Source organism: Rosistilla oblonga (assembly GCF_007751715.1).
Lineage (GTDB): Bacteria > Planctomycetota > Planctomycetia > Pirellulales > Pirellulaceae > Rosistilla > Rosistilla oblonga.
Map to the genome: position 1 here is coordinate 296547 of NZ_CP036292.1, position 18944 is coordinate 315490.

Here is an 18944-nt window from a genome sequence, read left to right on the forward strand (position 1 = left end):
AAAGGGAATCTGGCGGCTGCGTTATCACTCTTACTATCGAAACAATCGCCACGACTATTAATGTCTTCCGGTGCAAAAGCTGCAAACCGGTGAGGGGGATTGCTTGGGTTGTGGCAGACTTTGCGGGTTGGGCGGACCGCGGGAGGCGTTAGGGAGTGTCGATGAGTGCTGGGGCGGAAACGCGTCAATGCTAGCGGGCGACGCGGAGCGTGCCGACTGAAATTGTGGGAAGCCAGCGGTGGGGAGGTGTGGCGTCGATCGATTTCACTGTGCAGCCGATAGTGAGTGGCCGGGTGTGGTTGGGAGATTCAACGAAAAAAGCCAGCGAGTTTGATGAACAAACTCGCTGGCTTCTGAATTAACACCAGCCCTCAGAGGGGAAGTCGAATTCGACTTTAGAAGGTGTAGATACCGTCGATTCCGAAGGTCGTTTGGCTAGCAGCACCGTTTTCGTTGACTGCAAAGACCGCGCGGTCCGAATCCTTGTCCCAGGTCCAGCGAACTTCGGGGCGAACGATCCAGTTGGCGTTGCCACGATAGTTCACGCCCAGCGTCAGGTCGTAGACGTCGTGGTTGTCGCCAGGGGCCAGGCCAAACTGGTTGCCTTCAACATTCCACCATTCGAAGCGAGCTCCCAGAGCCCAGCAGTCGTTGACTTGGTAGATCAGGTAGTTGTTGATATCAAACGTATCGCGTTCGTTCAACGACGATGTAGCACCTTGGATCGATGTCTTCAGGTAATCGATCTGGTTGATGTAGGACAGCTTGTTCGTCAACTGCTTCTGAGTGACGACGCTGAACATGTTACCCTTTTCGCCGCCATATCCGGGTTGCGAAACGGTGCCGAAGCGACCTGCAACGTAGGCGAAGGTGATGTTCGTGGTGTCGTCGATCTGTTGCGAGATACCACCGATGAAGTTGTCACCGTTGTCTTCGAAACCGGAGTCCCAACCGGCGGTGTAACCACCGTAGATCGTGGTGCTGTCGCTCAGGTTGTACGTAGCCAATGCACCGGTGTGCGTGAATGGCTCGCTGTTGTTCATGGTGAACGCGTGGCTGTAGAAGAAGTTGTCGGGAGCGGATACTACTTCGTAACCAATGATGGTGTAGAAGTGACCAACCTTGACCGACAGATCGCCGTAGGCGGCTTCGCCGTAGGCTTGTGGCAACGCGTGGCCGTAGATGCCGTTGTCCCAGCCGTTGTCCCAGTGGCTGCCTTGGTTACCGAACGCTTGCGTGTTCTGAGCATCGACACCGTAGACGTAGTCGACGCGTCCACCCCAATCGAGGCCGTCGGATCCGTCGGCAACCTTCTCCATGTAGAACCATGCTTGTTGCAGGTTCACGCGATCGGGATGATCATTGAAGTTCATTCCGTTGCGGCCAGCGGTGGTGTAGCCCAATTGCAACCATCCGCCCTTGTCCCAGCCCCAGTGATTTCCACACAGTTGCCAAGGGTCGCCCAGGTCGCAAGTTCCGCATCCGGCACAAGCCAAGCTTGGCAGGCTGCCGTCTTGGAAGAAGACGCCGCCGCCGCTAGCGCCGCCGCAGCTGTCACAGCCGTAGCTGTCGCAGCCCGCTTCGCATTCGCATGCTGGTTCGCAGCACGATGCATCGAGGCCACAATCGGGTTCGTTGTCGAAACAACCAACCTGAGCGACGTCGCCAAAGTAATTCGTATTGATCTGTTGTGCAGTTGCCGAGCCCGCGTGGATTCCGCATGCAAACGCAGCCAAGAGTGCAAGTTTGCTAATTTTCATTCGATATTCTCCCCAATCCGTGAGTGATGTGCTTAAAACCACTTCTCATGAAATGGTTCTCAGCGTGAACCAAATCCGCCTACCAAGAGTGAACCAATTGAAAAACAGTTTGATTCTGGGGGATTCATCGACAGCGCAGCATATATCCGCACGGGGAAGCACGGAAATCATCGCTGGAACTGCAGTTTGTGGTCCGTTTGTTCCGGTTATGAATTCGTTGCGGAATTCTCGGTTGCGGTGCTGCAGGTCAATGAAAGCTTGTCGCTGAGGTAAGCTTTTCGGAAGGTATCGAATGGTGGCCCGCAAGGGCCTGTTGCCTCCCTCGAACAGGGTTATTCAGGCTTTCCAAGTGAGTCACTGAAGAGCGCTTGAGAGAACATCGGGGCATCGAAGGCGGCCATGTCGTCGATCCCTTCGCCCAGTCCGATGAACTTCACCGGCAGTTCGAATTGCTCTCGAATGGGAATCACGACACCACCTTTGGCGCTGCCGTCGAGCTTCGATAATACGATGCCGGTGCAGCCCGCCGCTTCGCTGAACCCACGCGCTTGGCTGATCGCGTTTTGTCCCGCGGTAGCATCCAGCACTAACAGCACTTCGTGCGGGGCCGAAGGGACTGGTTTGCCGATCACGCGGCGGATCTTGTCCAGTTGTTGCATTAGATGTGTCTGTGTTTGCAAACGTCCTGCGGTATCGACGATCGCAACATCGAAGTTCTCGTCGACAGCTTTCTGCACCGTGGCAAAGGCGACGCTGGCGGGATCGGATTCCGGTTTTCCAGTGACGATCTCGCAACCGATGCGTTGCGACCAGATCGTCAATTGCTCGACTGCGGCGGCGCGGAACGTATCCCCTGCGCCTAGGACCACGCGGTTCCCTTCTTGGGTCAACCGGTTCGCCAGCTTGGCGATCGATGTCGTCTTGCCCGAACCGTTAACTCCGACAACAAGGATCACCGTTGGCCCTTCGTCAGCCATCGACAGTTCGGCCGATTCCTGCGTCAGCATCGCTTCGACTTGGTCGCGAATGGTTGCCAGGATATCTTCCATTTCGACTTTGCGACCGCGAAACTTCGTCGCCACGTCGTCGCGAATGCGACCTGCCGGGCCGGCACCCATGTCGGTCCGGACCAGCCGCGCGAACAGCTCGCCCAGGAACTCGTCCTCCACCAAGCGGCCATCGTTTTTGAAAAGGTCGCGGATATCGGTGTTCAAGACTTGGCTGGTCTTGGTCAAGCTCTTGCGGAATTTATCGAACAGGCCAGCTTGGCTGGTATCCGGATCGTCTGCTTTCTTTTTGGACCAAAATGCCATTGTCTTTACCGTTGTCTAACTGATGTTGGGCGAACGCGTCGTCGGTTGCGGCCCGCAGGTGGGGCGTGGCAACTCTGCCGACTTATTTTAACGCTCGCCGGCATTTGTGCGACCATCCCTTGCCATGACCGGCGGGACCCGTTCAGAATGACGCCGCAGTATTCGGCCAAACGCTACAGTTTGAATGCGACGTCGCTCGGATCGTCCGCAACTGGCTGCCGGGCGTCTCCTCTCCACTTCCCTGACCATGGTTTTTTCATGTTGCGACTCAAATCCAATTCGTCCCAACGCTGGCTTTCGCAGGTGGAGAGTAATCTCGACGAGATCTTGATCGATCACGCGCACTGCGAACGCAAGGCGGCATCGACCGCGATGGGGTTGATGAATTCCTACGCCGAGCGGCGCGAGTTGTGCGACGAAATGGCCAGCATCGTGATCGAGGAACTCGAGCACTACCGCATGGTGCTCGATGTGCTCGACAGCCGCGGGATCCGGTTTCGGCAGCTTAAGCCGAGTCCGTATGGCAGCCAATTAAATGCTTTGATCATTCGCACCGAACCGCAGCGGGCTGTCGACAAGTTGCTGGTCGCATCGTTGATCGAAGCCCGCAGTTGCGAGCGGTTCGATCTGCTGCGTAAGCATGCTCCGGACAAAGTGCTAGCCGATTTTTATGACAGCCTGTTCGAGAGCGAGGCGCGGCATCACGCGACCTACGTTCGGTTAGCCGAGGAGTTTGCACCGCGGGCCGAGGTTCAACGTCGGCTCAACGAATTGTCCGAAGCCGAAGCGAAGATTATCGAAGTCGGCAGCGAGTTGGCTCGCATGCACAGCTGAACGTGGGGCGGCCGATCGTAAGGCCTACTCTCGACGCGAGTTAAGCGAACTCGCTCGGCGACACCTTGAAAACTGCTAGCAACGCCGGGCCGCTCCGGTTTCTCGATTCGTCGCTTGCCTTCGGCGCGACATCGCCGAATACTTTTTCTTGCAACGCCCCAGTGCGTTTGCCCCTTCCGGGACGGAAGCGCGATCGATGGCCGCCGCAGGATTGTGGCGGTTCAACGATCTGTTGACGGGATTGTCAGCACGCCTCACATGCCCACCTCGATTTTGTGGATCGGAGGATCTGCGAGATCAGGCATGAAACGGATGTCTTTAGGTCACCGGAAGGAGAATCTGCTATGCATTCAACACTCAAGCTCAATGCGCTTTTGTTTGCCGCGATCGTTGGCGTCACCGAACCTGCGGTTGCTGCTCGCCCCGCTTCGATTCAATTCGATCTCTCGCCAGTCGCTGCGGCGCAACCCGTTGTTCCCGACGAAGACGCGTTTGTCCCTCCCGGGCACCGTTGGGTCCGGGTGCGATTGGACATCTCGTCGATGATCAATACCGCCGAACAAGCCAAGCCGCACGAATTCGTCTACCGCATCCAGTGCTCGTCGCTCGACAGCCGAGTCGTCGATTATTCGCCGCGGACTCAATTGGCCGCTTCGACAGTCGGCGGAATCCGCGTGGAACAGTCCGATGAGAAATCGAAAAGCCTCGGGCTGGCTCTGAAAGGTTCATATCTGAACTTGGTCGATGGAAGCAGTGGTGCGGACGTGGGATCGAAGGTCTGCAACAAGACGACGTTCGAGAAGGCCGCGCCGCAGGAGATTATGTATGCCAGCGGCACGATCGCTCGCGGCCAAGGCGTCTACTTCAAGCTTCGCGCCACGCCGGCTCAGGTGCTCGATGGGCAGAAGCCATTTACGATCACGCTGCAGGTGCCCGATAAGTGGCGCGGCGATCTGCTGTCGGTGCATCTCAGCGCGACCGAATCGCAGCGCAGTTTCGGCGCGTTGGATCGCGATACAGTGCAGTCGTCGCCCGCTCGTTTTCAGGTCGCTGTGTTCGACCAGTCCGATGACATCGCTCGTCGTTGGGCGTGGCAGCTAGCCGAGGCGGAGCAGCGGTTGCGTGAAAGTTCGCAGCAGTACGCAAGTTCGATTCGCGAGCGATCGCTGCCGACGATCTTCCATCACGTGGCGGCAGCGCTCGATGTGATCGAGCCGCGGATTTCGGAGGATTGGATGCAGCGTGCGTTGTATGGATCGATCGATCCCTATTTTGATAAGCAGATCCGCCAGTTGCCCGTCGCAGTGAAAGTTGCCGTGCTCGACTATGTCGATGCCAAGACGAACTTTCAGGGACTGGTTCGGTCGCAATCGCTTTCCCAGGAGGCGCGTTCGGGGCTGGCGGTCAAATAGTTGACCGCAGGGATCTTTCCAGCTGCCCGGAGCAGGGATGCTCTGACATGAGTGTTGAAAGAGAAGGCGTTTTTAATACGCTTGGCAACACGTTTCTAATTGGCGCTGAATCCAAACGACAGGCTGTGCTCGCGGCCCAGTGGATTCTTTTGATATTGGCGGAAACATCCGCTGCACAAATCGTAGCGTCGACGCTGGTAGACATCTTCGCCGATCGTGTCGCTTTCGTCGTCTCCCAGTCGTTCCAAGATCTCATTTAATTCGAGCAGGTGATCGGTGTCGACGTCCTCGACAAAATCGGTTGGCGTGTCGAAGACCGCTTTGATCTCGACTTGAACGGAGTACCGGAGATCTTCGTTGGGTGTCAGCTCGCAATTGCAACGATCACACGTGTAATGAATCATTCGGCAGAGGTCCTTAACCGCGAGGAGAGAAGCAAGGTGTGGGATCGAGCGTGTCGTCCCTGAGGCGTGAGGCATGTTACCGGCGGTCGCTGTCGCGTGGCAATACAAAAAGCGGTTGCCTTGATCGAAAGTCGATTCAAACGCAAACCCCAACGATGACGACCAATAGAATCATTATTCCGGCGCAGATTTTCCCAACCGTTCCCAACAGACGTCCCCAGAACGCAGCGTGACCGACGGGAATCGTCTCCTTCCACTGCTTGCCGCTCATCCATTCACCCAGCACCGCGCCGGCGGTTGCGCCGAGAGCGCCGAACAACAACGCGGCGATGACGGTGCCGAAGATTGGAATCGGCAAGCCCAGCAGCGCTCCACCCATCGCGCCGACCATCGAACCCACCACGGCCATCACCGTCGCTCTTTTGCTGCCGCCGGCTTTCTTCGCTCCCAACGCCGCGGCGGCAAACTCCAGCACCTCTCCCAGGACGGCAAAACCGATCGCCGCGACCACTTCGGTCGTTCCCAGCGAGATGCGTTGGCCGCTGGGGGCGACCAGGAAGTAGACGACCACCAGAGCTGCGGCGATCCAGTTTCCCGGCAGCGTGACGAAGTTGCTGCCCCACGCCACCGTGGTCAACAGGATCAAACCAATCGGCCAAATTAAGTGCCACCAAGCTTCCATGTGTCGATTCTCTTCCGATTTTCGCGTTGTTTCTGTCGGTTGTGCCGTTGGGGCAGCGAACCCTTGGCGGGGCGAGCGGTCCTTGTTTTCGGCTTTCTTAAGATTTGTTGAAAACCGGTTCCGCGCGGCTGCCAGGGCCTGTGAATTGGTGGTCGCACAATCAACCAAAGGTTAGAATAGGTGCGAAGACACACCCGTCATTGTTCAGACCTTGAGCAATGATGCTTGACAATTGGCCCCGGACGTTTGGAACCGCAGCGCTGCAATAGACATATTTAATCATACCCTGCAAGCTGACCATTCCTGACATCCACAATTTGCGGACCTTGCCTTCATTAGGATCAGGTTTGCATGGAGGACGATACAAAGAATGTCTACTTCGTCAGTTCTTGATTCAAGTGTGCTGATTCTAAATCGCTTTTATATGGCGATCCGTGTCGTCTCGGTGCGACGGGGCTTCACGTTGTTATATCGCCAGTGTGCTGAAGTCATCACGTTGGAAGATGAACAATATACCAGCTACGATTTCACTTCATGGTGTGAGTTGAGTCAATTGACTTCGCTCGAAAAGCAACCTGGCGAAGACTACATCAAAGCCGTCGGTTTCGATCTTCGCGTCCCGCGGATTTGTCGCTTGACGCGATTCGATCGCTTGCCGGTGCAATCGGTGCGGTTCAATCGTAAAAACTTATTTGCTCGCGATAGTCACCGTTGCCAATACTGTGGCCAGGACAAACCGTCGAACCAGTTGAGCGTCGACCATGTGGTGCCACGCAGTCATGGCGGCAAGACGACTTGGGAGAATGTCGTCTGTTGTTGTCTGCGGTGTAATTCTCGCAAGGGCGGGCGGACGCCGTCGCAGGCGAACATGAACCTGCTGACGACGCCGATCAAACCGAAGTTCAATCCGGTGTTGACCCAGCCGATCGTCGATCCGCGGTACGAATGTTGGAAGACGTTTTTACCCGCGGCGGGTTAGTCTTGGGCGAGATCGATGGCTTGCTTGGCAGCTATCTTAGCGCAGCTGCCAGAGGATCGTCCCGATGCCCATCGGGATGCACCACCAAGCGAAGAGATGCAGTCGTCCGCGGCGGCTCCACGCGATCAACCATCGCAGCGCGAAGATCCCCACCAAGAATGCGACCACGGCGCCGACTAGCAGCGGTGCCATGCGGTCCATCGTGAGATCGGATTGGGCGAGGTCTTTCATCTCAAGCACCGTAGCGCCCAGGATCGCGGGGATCGCCAGCAGGAACGAAAACGTGACGGCGTCTTCGTTGCTCAGTCCCAGCATCCGGCCGCCGACGATCGTCGACCCGCTGCGGCTGATCCCTGGCATCAAGGCGAAAGCCTGGAAGGTGCCGATCTCAAACGCCTTTCGCCACGATAGCGATTGGTAGGTTGCGTCGCGCGTCGGCAGGTATTTCAGCAGCAATAGAAGGCCGCCGGTCACCAACAGCATGCATCCCGCGATCAACGGGCTTTCCAGCAAGTGTTTGAACTGTGTCTTGATGATCACGCCTGCGATGCCGGCGGGGATCGTGCCGATAACCAGTAGGGGGATCACCCGTCGGTCGCTGGTCAGCATATCGAGGATTCGTCGCCAATAGACGACAAGAATCGAGGCAAGTGTACCGGCGTGAAGTACGATGTTCACGGTAGCGGACTCTTCAGTAATTCCTAATAATTCGCCGAAGATCACCAGATGTCCCGACGAACTGATCGGCAGGAATTCGGCGATCCCTTGGATAACCGCTAATAAAACCATTTCCCACATCGTCAGTTCGTCCGTTCGGGGGCGTTGCTCGCGTTGGTGGCGCGGTGAAGCATCTCTTGTGGAGGTGCGGAAATATCTTGAACCACTCTCTGTTAGAAGGCTTATCGACCGATGATTCCGCGGAACCCAGGAACGATTGCTGGTGATCTACTAAATTTTGCCAGAGGTTTCTGCATGGGGGCCGCCGATAGCGTCCCGGGGGTCAGCGGAGGAACGGTCGCGCTGATTTTAGGGCACTATCATCAGCTTGTCGCGGCGATCAGTCATTTCGATCGCGAGGCGCTTTCGCTGGCATTGGCGGGCAAGTGGCGTCGGTTGGCCGAACACATCGACCTGCGGTTTCTGATCGCGTTGGGGTTGGGCGTCGGGATCGCCATCGTCTCGCTGGCCAGTCTGCTGCACTGGTTGCTGGAGAACCGCCTGCCGGGAACGCTAGCGGTCTTCATGGGATTGATCGTGGCGAGCATCTGGATCGTTGCTCGCCAGATCCAACGCTGGAGTGCAACCGCTTGGGTGGCAGTCTTGCTGGGAACCGCTGTTGGATATCTGATTAGTTCGCTCTCGCCGTTAGCTGGCGAACCGGGCTTGCTCTATCTCTTCTTTTCCGGCGTGATCGCGATCACCGCCATGATCTTGCCCGGGATCAGCGGCTCGTTTGTGCTTGTTCTGTTGGGTGTGTATCACCATGTGATCGGGCTGGTGAAAGCATTGCCGCGCGGTGAGCTCACGCTGGAGGGCTTGATTCAGATCATCGTCTTTGCATCGGGCTGTGCGATCGGTTTAGCCGCTTTCTCGCGGGTCCTGCGGTGGCTGCTGGAACATTATCAAAATGTGACCTTTGCCTGCCTGCTTGGCTTGATGATCGGTAGCTTGAAAAGAGTCTGGCCGTTGCAGCAGCCGACTGCGGAGACGGCGGCCGAGAAATTCTCTCATCGTGTGTTCGAATTGGTTCCCATCAGCGAATGGGCTCAGCCTCTGTGGCCGTTGTTATTGTTGGGCATTGGGGCTGCGTCATTTGTACTAGCTGCCGAAGCGATCGCAGTTCGTATGTATACGCCCCGTGATGTGGATGCCAAGTTGAATGAAGGTGCGTGACATTAGTACACTTCTTTGGCGTCGACGTTGTGTGATAACAGCCGTCATAACTCCTATGACTGTTGAATTATCATCAATAAACGTGCTCTTTTAGATTGCAGCTTTCTATACGGGCGTATAGGATAAGCTGCGGATTTATAAGTGTACACAAGATGCCGCCATGCTTAGCCTTTGGGCTTTGCGTTTGCGAGGGGAACGATGGCTATTTCGACCCGGCTGACGACGCGACAACAGACCGTTTATGACATGATCCGCGACAAGATTGTGTTGCGTGGTTATGGACCAACGGTTCGCGAGATTGGAGAACATTTCGACATCAAATCGCCCAATGGCGTGATGTGTCATCTGAAGGCGTTGGAACGGAAAGGTCTGATCCGTCGCAGTCCCAATAAATCCCGCGCGATCGAATTGACCAACGATGCCGATCGTTCCGCGAAGAGTATGCCGATGGCTGGCCAAGTGATGGCAGGCAGCGGCACGCTAACCTTTGAGAAGGCCGAGCGTAAAGACCTCAGCGATATGTTCTACGGCGAGGATCGCTTCCTGTTGGAGGTCTCTGGCGATTCGATGGTCGATGCTCACATCACCGACGGCGACATGGTCGTTGTGCAAAAACAAGATCATGCCCAGGCTGGGCAGATGGTCGTCGCCCAGACCACGCAAGGTGATGTCACGCTGAAGTACTGGTATCCCGAAGAGGGACGCATCCGGTTGCAGCCGGCAAATCGCGAAATGGAACCGATCTACGTTCGCGAAGCGACCGTGATTGGCATTGTCGTCGGCGTTGTCCGCTCGGTCTGAGCGGTTCGGAAAGACTTAGGGCCTTCCCGGCCACGCCAGCAGACGATCGCCGTTCTTTACGCCGATCCGATTTGCCTCGGTTGGCTGGCCTCTAATGAGTGCAGCTGCATTCCGCAAAGGCTCGATCTGAGCCCAAAGCAATTCGCTGCAGCCGACTTAGCCAACCGGAGTTGCATCGAGATTCAGCGCTTCTAGCAGGGCATCGAATCGACGCGCCGCTTCGACGTGTCGCTCGACCCGCTCTTCAGCGGACCAGTTCGATCGGATGGCACTTACGCGGCCAGCAATCTCAAAATCAGACAAAGTTGTATCGGAATGAGACTCGGCGATACGCGAGGTTCGGCTGTTTAGCAAAGTTGATGTCGCCATGGATGATTCCTCCTGAATGGTAAACTTTTCAAACGCCAGAGGCTGCTGGCAATTTCCGAAAGATGCGAACTTGTTGCCTGAGCGCCAAATCTCGATCAATCGTTTAATCTGATGCCAACTAAAGCAATTGGCGTGCCAGTCGGCGGAAAAGTGAGGAAATAGTCGCTGGTGGCGACGTAGTTTGTTTTCCTCCCAGGAGTTAGGGCGTTTTTTGGCGAGCTTGTTTCGCGGCCGGGCGATCGGCGGAGTTGAAAAAAGTACCGAGCTGCTACCCGATCTTCCATTCTTGTCGTTCAAAGCTCTGTAACGAGAGCAGTTCCCCCGACTGTAAAAGCTGCACGCTTGGCGATCTCGATTTGTCGCTCGACAGGACGTCGATCAATTCCTGCCAGGTTGCGTGGTCGGAGGTTCCTTGCAGTTGCACATATTGCACCTGTCCGTTGGCGTCGTAGATCATCCCGTCGATATGCAGCGGCGGTGCAGGGCCGCGGTGGACGAACGATCCGTCGAGTTCCAGATGCGTGCGCGGCAAGCGTTCCAGTCGCTCGCAGAGCTGCTCAAAGGAACCGCCCAGCGGACTTAGAGGGGCCGTGTTTGCGGTCGGGCCCGCGGCAGGTGCGTTGGTTTCCGGCGGATCGGATTCCCCGGACCGCTGGGGGCCATGCAGGTTGATGTTGAACGATCGCAGCGTCGCCGGCGATGCCTTGCTCATGACGATGGCTTGGTGGCAAAAGGAGATGGGGTAAAAAACAAACGGCTTGGAGATCGGTTTTGATCTCCAAGCCGTTAATCATTTCAATTGGCCCGAGCGGGCAAAGAGGTTCTGCGGTTTGCCGTTTCCGGCTAGCCGAGCTTACTCTTCGGTGCTCTCGGGTTTGTCCGCGTCGGTTCCCGCCGCAGCACCCACCGGTTCTTCGGGGGCGATGTCTTCGCGGCGTTTTTCACCGTGGAACTTCAACCGCAGCGTCTTGCCTTCGTCGTCTTTGACGGCGTCGACAACGATCGTGTCGGAGCCTTCGAAGGCGCCTTGCAGCAGTTCTTCGCTCAACGGATCTTCGATGCGTTGCTCCAACGCACGACGCAGTGGGCGAGCACCGTAATCGAGGTTGGCACCCATCTTGATCAAGAATTCCTTCGAATCGTCGCTCAAGACCAGGTCGAAACCACGGTCCTGCAGACGCTCGCGAACCTTCGACATTTCGAAGTCGATAACTCGCTTGAGGTCATCTTCGGTCAAGTGGCGGAAGATGATCGTGTCGTCCAACCGGTTCAAGAACTCGGGGCGGAAGACGCGTTCGATCTGATCCATCACGCGGCTCTTCATGCTGTCGTACGAAGCGTCGTCGTCCGGCTTTTGGAAACCGAAGGCCGATTCGTTTTTGATCGCGTCGGCACCCGCATTGGTCGTCATGATCAAGATGCAGTTCCGGAAATCGACGTGGCGGCCGAACGAATCGGTCAACCGGCCTTCTTCCATCACCTGCAACAACATGTTGAAGACGTCGGGGTGAGCCTTTTCGATTTCGTCCAACAGCACGACGGCGTACGGACGGCGACGAATCTTCTCGGTCAATTGACCGCCTTCTTCGTAACCGACGTATCCGGGAGGGGCACCGATCAGACGGCTGACGTTGTGCTTCTCCATGTATTCGCTCATGTCGATGTGGATCAACGCATCCGAATCGCCGAACATGAATTCCGCCAGCGATTTGGCAAGCAACGTCTTACCGACACCCGTTGGTCCGGCGAACACGAAGCAACCGGTAGGTCGTTTCGGATCCTTCAGACCGCTGCGGCTGCGGCGAACCGCTTTGGCGATCGCGCTGACAGCGGCATCTTGGCTGACGACTCGCTTGTGCAGTTCGTCTTCCATTTTCATCAACCGCAGGCTGTCTTCGGTCGACAGTCGGGTCAATGGAATGCCGGTCATCTTGCTGACCACTTCGGCGATCACTTCTTCGTCGACCACACCATCGGTCTGCTGGCTCTTCTCGCGCCATTCGACGGTGATCTGTTCCTTCTTCTTGCGAAGCTTTTCAGCTTGGTCTCGCAGCGAAGCGGCCTTCTCGAAGTCTTGGTTGGCGACGGCGTCTTCCTTGCTCTTGTTCAGAGCATCGACTTCTTCGTCGATCTCTTTCAAGTCTGGTGGACGAGTCATCGTGCGCAATCGCACCCGAGCACCGGCTTCGTCGATCACGTCGATCGCCTTGTCGGGCAGGCAGCGAGCGGTGATGTAGCGTTCGCTCATCTCGACAGCGGCGACAACCGCATCGTCGGTGATCTGCACGCGATGGTGCTCTTCGTAGCGTTCGCGGAGTCCCTTGAGGATCTCGATCGTTTCCTTTTTGCCCGTCGGTTCGACGATGATCTCTTGGAAACGACGCGCCAGAGCGCTGTCCTTTTCAATGTACTTGCGGTACTCGTCCAGCGTCGTCGCTCCGATGCACTGGATCTCGCCGCGAGCCAGTGCTGGCTTCAGCACGTTAGCCGCGTCGATCGCGCCCTCGGCACCACCGGCACCTACAAGCGTGTGCAATTCGTCGATGAACAGGATCGTGTTCTTGGCACGACGAACTTCGTTCATGACCGCTTTGATGCGTTCTTCGAATTGACCGCGGTATTTGGTTCCCGCGACCATCATCGCGAGGTCCAGTACGACGATCCGCTTTTCAGCCAAGATCTCGGGCACTTCGCCTTCGATCACGCGCTGTGCAAAGCCTTCGACGATGGCGGTCTTGCCAACGCCCGCTTCGCCCAGCAGGACGGGGTTGTTTTTTGTACGGCGACACAGAACTTGGATCGAGCGTTCGATCTCGCGTTCGCGGCCGATGACAGGATCCAGTTCGCCCTTCTTGGCCAGTTCGGTCAGGTCGCGGCCGAAGCTGTCCAGAGCAGGGGTCTTCGACTTGCTTCCCTTGCCCGACGAAGCGCCTTCGCCGCCACCTTCGCGTCCGCCGCGGTCGCCGACTTCGGCACCTTCGAGTCCGTGGCCCAGCAGGTTCAGGACTTCTTCGCGAACATCTTCCAGCTTCAGTCCCAAGTTCATCAGAACCTGAGCGGCGACGCCTTCTTGTTCACGCAGCAGGCCCAGCAGGATGTGCTCGGTGCCGACGTAATTGTGGTTCAGGTTGCGAGCCTCTTCCATCGAGTACTCGATCACCTTCTTGGCGCGAGGCGTCTGAGGCAGCTTGCCCATCGTGACCATTTCAGGGCCGCTTTGGACCAGCTTTTCCACCTCTAAGCGAATCTTGCGGAGATCGACTTCCAGGTTCTTCAGCACATTGGCCGCAACGCCGCTTCCCTCTTTCACGAGGCCTAACAGGATGTGTTCGGTACCGATGTATTCGTGATTGAATCGCTGGGCCTCTTGATTGGCCAGTTGCATCACTTTGCGGGCGCGGTCAGTAAATCTTTCGTACATTCTTGGACCCTCTGGATCGTGGTCGCACTTAGTGCGATCAGCCGTTGCATGGATGCGTTTGCTGAAAGCGTTTCCTGAAACAATCGACCGCCGTGCAGCGGGCGATTGATCCTAAATAAATTATGAGCCGCGTCGGGCAGGGCTGCCGATTTGGCGATTTCTTAGCAATACCGTGTAGCTGTGCAAAAAATACGCCGCAGCGACGGCTCGGGGGCGAGATCCCGCTCCCAAGCTGGCGACTTCAGGGGGGCTGGCCGCCATCCGTTACCGGCTAAATCGATTCTACCGTTTTCCTGACTCAGCGGGGATAGGAGGTGATTGTCTGATTTGCCATATCTGCCAGTTCTGTCGCGCATGCTCAACTTGACTTCCCTTCGGCGGTTGCCATCTGGGGCGATTCTGCCACTTCGGCAGTCGGATCGCTTGGTCGATTTTCTTCTGTCGAACTGGACGCTTTGGCAGCATCCGCGGTCTGGCTTCCCTCGGAATCCGCTGGCGACTCCGATTCTTCTTCAGTCTCGGAATCTTCCTGTTGGGCCACCAAGTCGTCGACCATCCGCTTCAGTCGACGCTCCTCGATATCGCGTTCCAGCCACCATGCGTCCCCCGTTTCGAGTGCCGCCAAAGCGTCGAGCGTTTGGGCGGCCGCTGCAAAACGATCGGTCTTACGGTAGACGCTCGCTAGCAAAAGCAGCGACAGCGCGTCCCGCGGGTCGACCTCCAAGCAATGCACTAACAAAGCTTCGGCTTCAAACCATCGACCCTTCAAAAATTCTGTCCGGGCGGCGTCGTATCGGTCTTCTTCGCCCGAGGCGTGCCGCGGTGCTAGCAACATCGGCAAGCCGCGAACCGCCCGTACGAACAGCACCACCCAGATCCCCACAAACGCCCAACAAACCGAACGAACCATCAACGGTTCGAGCCACTGGGGATAAATGAACCGCGACACCAGCAATGTATTGATAGCAATCGCGAAACAGATCGCCGCCGGCAGGCCGCTCATCCGTCCGCGAAACCAGATCTCCGGGAGGCCTGGCCACATACAATAGACATAGTGAGACAACGGCATCGTGCAATTATTTCGCTTGGTGAGGAAATGCTTCTGCGCGGGGTGATTCTAAGAAGAAACCGGCCGTGGGGCCTAGAGCGGATTTTGCCAGCATTTCCATTTCGCGCAGGTCGCTGCGGAGATTCTCACCGCGGTGATCGCGAGCCTGCCAAGCTGAACGATCACGATCCGCTGGTGTCGATAAACGCTTTGTCATCCAGCGGGCGAACCCAGACGTTGCGGAAGCGGACCGCGTTGTCGTGGTCTTGCAGGAAGAGCGGCCCCGTCGAGGTTTTCAACTGACGCTCCCAGATTGCTTTCAAGTAGGGCGTCGCGCCGTAGCGATACGGATGATAGCTCGATCGCGGTTCGCCCAGTTGCAAGTCGCGTTGCACTTGTTGTCCGTTGAGCCACGCGGTGATCGAGCCCTCTTTAGTGATCTTGCCTTGGTCGTCCCGCCGCGGGGCGCGGTAGCGGATGTCGTAAACCTGCCATTGCCCGCGAGGACCGCAAGCATTTGCAAGCGGCTTGGAGAATCCATAGACCGACCCGGCGTCCTGTTGGCTCAGTTCCTGTTTGCCGTGGGAATCGATGATCTGAACTTCGTAGTTGCCGTGGATGTAGATCCCGCTGTTTCCGGTTCCTCCTTCGGGGATCAGGAATTCCACGTGCAGGTCGGCATCGCGGAAGTGCAGCGTCGAGACCAAGTGGTTCGATCGGACAGCTTGCTCCCCTTGGGAGACCGTCGAAACCAAGCTGCCGTTTTCGATCGGCCAGTTGATCGCCGTTCCCTGCGTGCTGCGAAACTTCGGCTCCGATTCGCCATCAAATAACACGATCGCATCGGCTGGCGGTTCGACGGGCAGTTGCGATTGGTCGGGGCGAAACTCTTCGGCCGCCAGAGGCAGAGCGAATCCGATCAGGCTGAGGGCAAGGGCACGTATCATTAATAAGAGGCTTCTAGGAGAGGTGTCTTGTTGTTCGTCCGATCTCCGCGATCGCGGAGGTGTTGCTGGCAAAGTATATCATCCGTCGGCCGGTTTGCTGTCCAATCGCCGCGGCGAACGGTAGACTCTGGCGATGTCAAATCCGCAGAATCTCCCGCCGTCCGACGCTCCCGGTCCTCAACGCAACCCTTCGATGCGGCATTGGATGTTTCCGATGTTGTGTGGGTTTTCGTTAATCGCCTACTTCTGGCCTTCGGGCGGGATCGATCCGTTTGTCGCTTCCAAGGCGTGGCTCTCCTGGATGATCGCGGCGACGATGTTCGCGTTGGGCAGTCTGTTGCCCGAGGATGAAGTCCGTCGACTGCGTCGGCAATTGCCACAGGTCTGTTTGGGAACTCTGACCCAGTGTCTAGTCATGCCGCTGGCGGCGCTAGCGGTCGTCCGGTTCGGCGGACTCGAAGGGGGCTACCGGTTGGGAGTGATCCTTGTCGGATGTGTTCCCGGCGCGATGGCATCCAACGTGTTGACTCTGGCCGCTGGCGGCAACGTCAGTTATTCGGTCAGTCTGACGACGATGGCCACGCTCGCTTCGCCGATCACCGTCCCTTGGCTGTTGGTCTTGATGGCGGGGATCAGCGAATCGGAGGCGCGCATCGAACCGCTGTCGATGATGCTCACGCTCGCTTCGACAGTCTTGTTGCCCGTGATCGCCGGGTTCTCGTTAGCGCGTTGGAGTCCGCGGTTCAAAGCGATCGCCGAACCTGTCGGTCCAATCTTGGCGAACTTTGTCATCCTGTGGATCATCGCCGTCGTGGTGGGACTGAACCGCGACCGCTTGGCCATGATCCCGCTAAGCCTGTTGGCGTCGCTGTTGGTCGTGAACCTTGTCGGTTACGTCGGTGGTTATACCGCGGGAGCTCTCGCGCGGATGGACGAACCGATGCGTCGAGCGTTGACGCTAGAGGTCGGGATGCAGAACGCGGGGCTCGGGACGATGCTGGCCGTCGGCAGCTTTGGCGACCAGTTTCCCGAAGCCGCCATCCCCACAGCCGCCTACACGTTTGGCTGTGTCTTCACCGGCACGATCCTCGTCTCGCTGTGGCGACCACGTTCTGCAGCTGCCGTGTAGTACAATTTGTTGTGGTCGTCTTCAGGTAGGCGGCTTGTGAAGCTAGTTGTGGATGACGCTCGATGACTGGCGTCGGGCTACCGATGGCGAAACTCTGATTCCGATTGCACCACTGGATTGACGATGGCTGATTTGCTGCATGTTGTCGCGATGAACGTGCCTTGTCCGTTTCATCTCGAACTTAAATTTTCCGATGGCGATTCGCGTGTGGTCGACTTGCGACCGCTGTTGAACGGCCCTGCCTTCCTGCCGCTTCACGATCCCGATGTGTTTGCATCCGCGACGATCGATCCGGTGACAAAAACAGTCTGTTGGCCATGTGGAGTCGATTTGGCTCCCGAAGCGCTGAGGTCCCTATCGCCAGCTGATATCCAGCCAGCCGGCTAGCGAGACGCGATATTGCGGAGCGGTGTTGCGGTGGCATCGCTAGTCATCGGACATCGCAATCGATCAAGCCAGCAGCTTCTCGATCACCTTCGCCGGTTGGCCGTCGATCAACGATTGCTCGCGTCCGTTCTGTTCGTAGGTCAGGTTTTCGGCTTCGAGTCCAAACAGGTGCAGCAGAGTGGCGTGGTAGTCGAAATGGTTGACTTGGTCTTCCACTGCGTGGTGGCCAAATTCGTCGGTCGCGCCATGCATTCCCGATCGGAAGCCGCCGCCGGCGACCCACATCGTGAACCCGTAGGTGTTGTGATCGCGGCCGATATTCGCTTCGTTTTGGATCACCGGTAACCGGCCCATCTCGCCGCCCCAGTGGACGACGGTGCTGTCGAGTAATCCGCGTTGCTTGAGATCTTTCACGAGCGCGGCGGCCGGTTTGTCGATCTTCTTGCACGATGCTGGCAACGCTTTGACGATGCCGCCATGGTGGTCCCAGTATTGGTTTTTCGTGAACAGTTGCACAAACCGCACGCCTCGTTCGACAAGTCGCCGCGCGATCAGGCAGCGTTCGCCAAACTCTCGCGTCTCGGGTTGGTCCAGCCCATACATCGCGTGGGTTGCTTTCGATTCGCGGCTCAAGTCGGTCGCTTCGTCCGCCGCAAACTGCATCCGTTCGGCGAGTTCAAAATTAGCGATCCTCGCTTGCAGTTCGTGTTCGCCCGTCCGTTGTTCCGCATGGCGTCGGTTCAACGATTGCAGCAGGTCGAGGTAATTGGATTGAATCTCGCCGTCGAGATGGGGCGGCGGCTGCAGGTTCAAGATCCGCGGCTTCACCGGTCGGATGACGGTTCCTTGAAACAGCGACGGCAACCAACCGTTGGACCAATTCAAGACGCCTGCGACCGGCAGGCCCTTCGGGTCGGTCATTGCGATGTAGGCGGGCAAGCTTTCGCTTTGGGTTCCCAACGCATACGTCAGCCAGCTGCCTAGCGCCGGACGTCCCGCCAAGGGGCGACCGCCGTTCATCGCGTAGATCGATTGGCCGTGGTTGTTCACACCGGTGTGCATCGATCGAATCACCAACGCATCGTCGACGATCGTCGAAAATTCGGGAAGCAGTTCGGAAACGTCGGTCCCATGTTCGCCGTACTTCTTGAATTTCCAAGGCGATCCAAAAACCTTCGAGCTTGCTTGCGCCGCGTTGTCGTATTTGATCTTGCCGGGAAACTTCTGCATATGCAGTTCGTTTAATATCGGCTTCGGATCCAGTAGATCCATCTGGCTGGGGCCGCCTTGCATGAACATCGAAATCATGGCGGTCGCCCGCGGCTTCAGCGGTGGCTGCTTCGGCTTCAGATCGAAACCTTCGGTCCCCATCTTCGGCTTCTTCGGTTCGGCACTGGCTTTCTGGGCCATCAGGCAAGCCAACGCCAGCGGCCCGCCACGCATCGCCGATGAGGCGAGGAAGTGTCGGCGCGAAGATTGCATGTCGGAATTGTTGTTGGTCATCGGTTTTCCGTCGTTTCGCAGGCGGGGATTTTTTGGGAGGGGAGCGGGGCTGTCGCCGACGT

General features: G+C 57.3%; 18 protein-coding genes. 7 read left to right on the plus strand and 11 right to left on the minus strand.

Annotated features, from left to right (window positions below):
• Positions 1-395 precede the first annotated feature (395 nt).
• Together CA51_RS01000 and ftsY are read right to left on the minus strand one after the other, a co-directional pair.
• The gene (locus CA51_RS01000) at positions 396-1760 is read right to left on the minus strand and encodes a porin (protein WP_145117283.1); all 1365 of its coding nucleotides are present in this window, start codon (positions 1758-1760) and stop codon (positions 396-398) included.
• Positions 1761-2092: 332 nt separating this feature from the next.
• Complete coding sequence (ftsY, locus tag CA51_RS01005) at positions 2093-3073, minus strand: signal recognition particle-docking protein FtsY (protein WP_145117284.1); 981 nt, start codon at positions 3071-3073, stop codon at positions 2093-2095.
• A gap of 258 nt (positions 3074-3331) precedes the next feature.
• Between ftsY and CA51_RS01010 the strand changes: the two genes are divergently transcribed.
• Together CA51_RS01010 and CA51_RS01015 are read left to right on the plus strand one after the other, a co-directional pair.
• Positions 3332-3907 carry a MiaE family protein gene (locus CA51_RS01010; protein WP_145117285.1) on the plus strand — a complete coding sequence of 192 codons (576 nt, stop codon included), beginning with the start codon at positions 3332-3334 and terminating at the stop codon, positions 3905-3907.
• A 344-nt stretch (positions 3908-4251) separates the two neighbouring features.
• Positions 4252-5319, plus strand: coding sequence for a hypothetical protein (locus tag CA51_RS01015; protein WP_145117286.1), 1068 nt, complete (start codon positions 4252-4254; stop codon positions 5317-5319).
• A 95-nt stretch (positions 5320-5414) separates the two neighbouring features.
• Here the strand turns inward: CA51_RS01015 and CA51_RS01020 are convergent, their stop codons facing one another.
• Both CA51_RS01020 and CA51_RS01025 read right to left on the minus strand, forming a co-directional pair.
• Entirely contained in the window at positions 5415-5723 is a 309-nt protein-coding gene (locus CA51_RS01020; RefSeq protein ID WP_145117287.1) for a hypothetical protein, read from the minus strand.
• A gap of 136 nt (positions 5724-5859) precedes the next feature.
• The gene (locus CA51_RS01025; RefSeq protein WP_145117288.1) at positions 5860-6405 is read right to left on the minus strand and encodes a DUF456 domain-containing protein; all 546 of its coding nucleotides are present in this window, start codon (positions 6403-6405) and stop codon (positions 5860-5862) included.
• 370 nt (positions 6406-6775) lie between these two features.
• Here CA51_RS01025 and CA51_RS01030 point away from each other — a divergent pair, with 370 nt between their 5' ends.
• Positions 6776-7384 carry an HNH endonuclease gene (locus CA51_RS01030; protein WP_145102339.1) on the plus strand — a complete coding sequence of 203 codons (609 nt, stop codon included), beginning with the start codon at positions 6776-6778 and terminating at the stop codon, positions 7382-7384.
• A 36-nt stretch (positions 7385-7420) separates the two neighbouring features.
• Here the strand turns inward: CA51_RS01030 and CA51_RS01035 are convergent, their stop codons facing one another.
• The gene (locus CA51_RS01035; RefSeq protein ID WP_145117289.1) at positions 7421-8182 is read right to left on the minus strand and encodes an undecaprenyl-diphosphate phosphatase; all 762 of its coding nucleotides are present in this window, start codon (positions 8180-8182) and stop codon (positions 7421-7423) included.
• Between the two features lie 111 nt (positions 8183-8293).
• On the opposite strand from CA51_RS01035, the gene CA51_RS01040 reads away from it, so the two are divergent.
• Positions 8294-9277 (plus strand): DUF368 domain-containing protein, encoded by a 984-nt coding sequence (locus tag CA51_RS01040; protein WP_145117290.1) that lies wholly within the window; start codon positions 8294-8296, stop codon positions 9275-9277.
• A gap of 198 nt (positions 9278-9475) precedes the next feature.
• The gene (gene lexA, locus CA51_RS01045) at positions 9476-10078 is read left to right on the plus strand and encodes a transcriptional repressor LexA (protein ID WP_145117291.1); all 603 of its coding nucleotides are present in this window, start codon (positions 9476-9478) and stop codon (positions 10076-10078) included.
• Positions 10079-10234: 156 nt separating this feature from the next.
• Here the strand turns inward: lexA and CA51_RS01050 are convergent, their stop codons facing one another.
• From CA51_RS01050 to CA51_RS01070, 5 genes are all read right to left on the minus strand, one after another.
• Complete coding sequence (locus tag CA51_RS01050) at positions 10235-10744, minus strand: hypothetical protein (RefSeq protein WP_145117292.1); 510 nt, start codon at positions 10742-10744, stop codon at positions 10235-10237.
• On the minus strand, positions 10716-11159 hold the full coding sequence (locus CA51_RS01055) for a hypothetical protein (RefSeq protein WP_145117293.1): 444 nt from the start codon (positions 11157-11159) through the stop codon (positions 10716-10718). The genes CA51_RS01050 and CA51_RS01055 overlap by 29 nt, the downstream gene beginning before the upstream one ends.
• A 141-nt stretch (positions 11160-11300) precedes the next feature.
• On the minus strand, positions 11301-13868 hold the full coding sequence (locus CA51_RS01060; RefSeq protein ID WP_145117294.1) for an ATP-dependent Clp protease ATP-binding subunit: 2568 nt from the start codon (positions 13866-13868) through the stop codon (positions 11301-11303).
• Positions 13869-14226: 358 nt separating this feature from the next.
• On the minus strand, positions 14227-14937 hold the full coding sequence (locus CA51_RS01065; RefSeq protein ID WP_145117295.1) for a hypothetical protein: 711 nt from the start codon (positions 14935-14937) through the stop codon (positions 14227-14229).
• Positions 14938-15098: 161 nt separating this feature from the next.
• Positions 15099-15863 (minus strand): 3-keto-disaccharide hydrolase, encoded by a 765-nt coding sequence (locus CA51_RS01070; protein ID WP_145117296.1) that lies wholly within the window; start codon positions 15861-15863, stop codon positions 15099-15101.
• Positions 15864-15996: 133 nt separating this feature from the next.
• Between CA51_RS01070 and CA51_RS01075 the strand changes: the two genes are divergently transcribed.
• Both CA51_RS01075 and CA51_RS01080 read left to right on the plus strand, forming a co-directional pair.
• Positions 15997-16992: a bile acid:sodium symporter family protein gene (locus CA51_RS01075; RefSeq protein ID WP_145117297.1), complete on the plus strand. Its 996-nt coding sequence runs from the start codon at positions 15997-15999 to the stop codon at positions 16990-16992.
• Positions 16993-17115: 123 nt separating this feature from the next.
• Entirely contained in the window at positions 17116-17379 is a 264-nt protein-coding gene (locus CA51_RS01080; RefSeq protein WP_145117298.1) for a DUF2442 domain-containing protein, read from the plus strand.
• Between the two features lie 63 nt (positions 17380-17442).
• Here the strand turns inward: CA51_RS01080 and CA51_RS01085 are convergent, their stop codons facing one another.
• A complete protein-coding gene (locus CA51_RS01085; protein WP_145117299.1) occupies positions 17443-18882 on the minus strand; it encodes a DUF1501 domain-containing protein in 1440 nt (479 codons plus the stop codon).
• Positions 18883-18944 lie beyond the last annotated feature (62 nt).

Bases quoted from the DNA above. Each gene is read 5' to 3' on its own strand.
- CA51_RS01000 (WP_145117283.1), bottom strand. From the start codon at position 1,760: ATGAAAATTAGCAAACTTGCACTCTTGGCTGCGTTTGCATGCGGAATC.
- ftsY (WP_145117284.1), bottom strand. From the start codon at position 3,073: ATGGCATTTTGGTCCAAAAAGAAAGCAGACGATCCGGATACCAGCCAA.
- CA51_RS01010 (WP_145117285.1), top strand. From the start codon at position 3,332: ATGTTGCGACTCAAATCCAATTCGTCCCAACGCTGGCTTTCGCAGGTG.
- CA51_RS01015 (WP_145117286.1), top strand. From the start codon at position 4,252: ATGCATTCAACACTCAAGCTCAATGCGCTTTTGTTTGCCGCGATCGTT.
- CA51_RS01020 (WP_145117287.1), bottom strand. From the start codon at position 5,723: ATGATTCATTACACGTGTGATCGTTGCAATTGCGAGCTGACACCCAAC.
- CA51_RS01025 (WP_145117288.1), bottom strand. From the start codon at position 6,405: ATGGAAGCTTGGTGGCACTTAATTTGGCCGATTGGTTTGATCCTGTTG.
- CA51_RS01030 (WP_145102339.1), top strand. From the start codon at position 6,776: ATGTCTACTTCGTCAGTTCTTGATTCAAGTGTGCTGATTCTAAATCGC.
- CA51_RS01035 (WP_145117289.1), bottom strand. From the start codon at position 8,182: ATGTGGGAAATGGTTTTATTAGCGGTTATCCAAGGGATCGCCGAATTC.
- CA51_RS01040 (WP_145117290.1), top strand. From the start codon at position 8,294: ATGATTCCGCGGAACCCAGGAACGATTGCTGGTGATCTACTAAATTTT.
- lexA (WP_145117291.1), top strand. From the start codon at position 9,476: ATGGCTATTTCGACCCGGCTGACGACGCGACAACAGACCGTTTATGAC.
- CA51_RS01055 (WP_145117293.1), bottom strand. From the start codon at position 11,159: ATGAGCAAGGCATCGCCGGCGACGCTGCGATCGTTCAACATCAACCTG.
- CA51_RS01060 (WP_145117294.1), bottom strand. From the start codon at position 13,868: ATGTACGAAAGATTTACTGACCGCGCCCGCAAAGTGATGCAACTGGCC.
- CA51_RS01065 (WP_145117295.1), bottom strand. From the start codon at position 14,937: ATGCCGTTGTCTCACTATGTCTATTGTATGTGGCCAGGCCTCCCGGAG.
- CA51_RS01070 (WP_145117296.1), bottom strand. From the start codon at position 15,863: ATGATACGTGCCCTTGCCCTCAGCCTGATCGGATTCGCTCTGCCTCTG.
- CA51_RS01075 (WP_145117297.1), top strand. From the start codon at position 15,997: ATGTCAAATCCGCAGAATCTCCCGCCGTCCGACGCTCCCGGTCCTCAA.
- CA51_RS01080 (WP_145117298.1), top strand. From the start codon at position 17,116: ATGGCTGATTTGCTGCATGTTGTCGCGATGAACGTGCCTTGTCCGTTT.
- CA51_RS01085 (WP_145117299.1), bottom strand. From the start codon at position 18,882: ATGACCAACAACAATTCCGACATGCAATCTTCGCGCCGACACTTCCTC.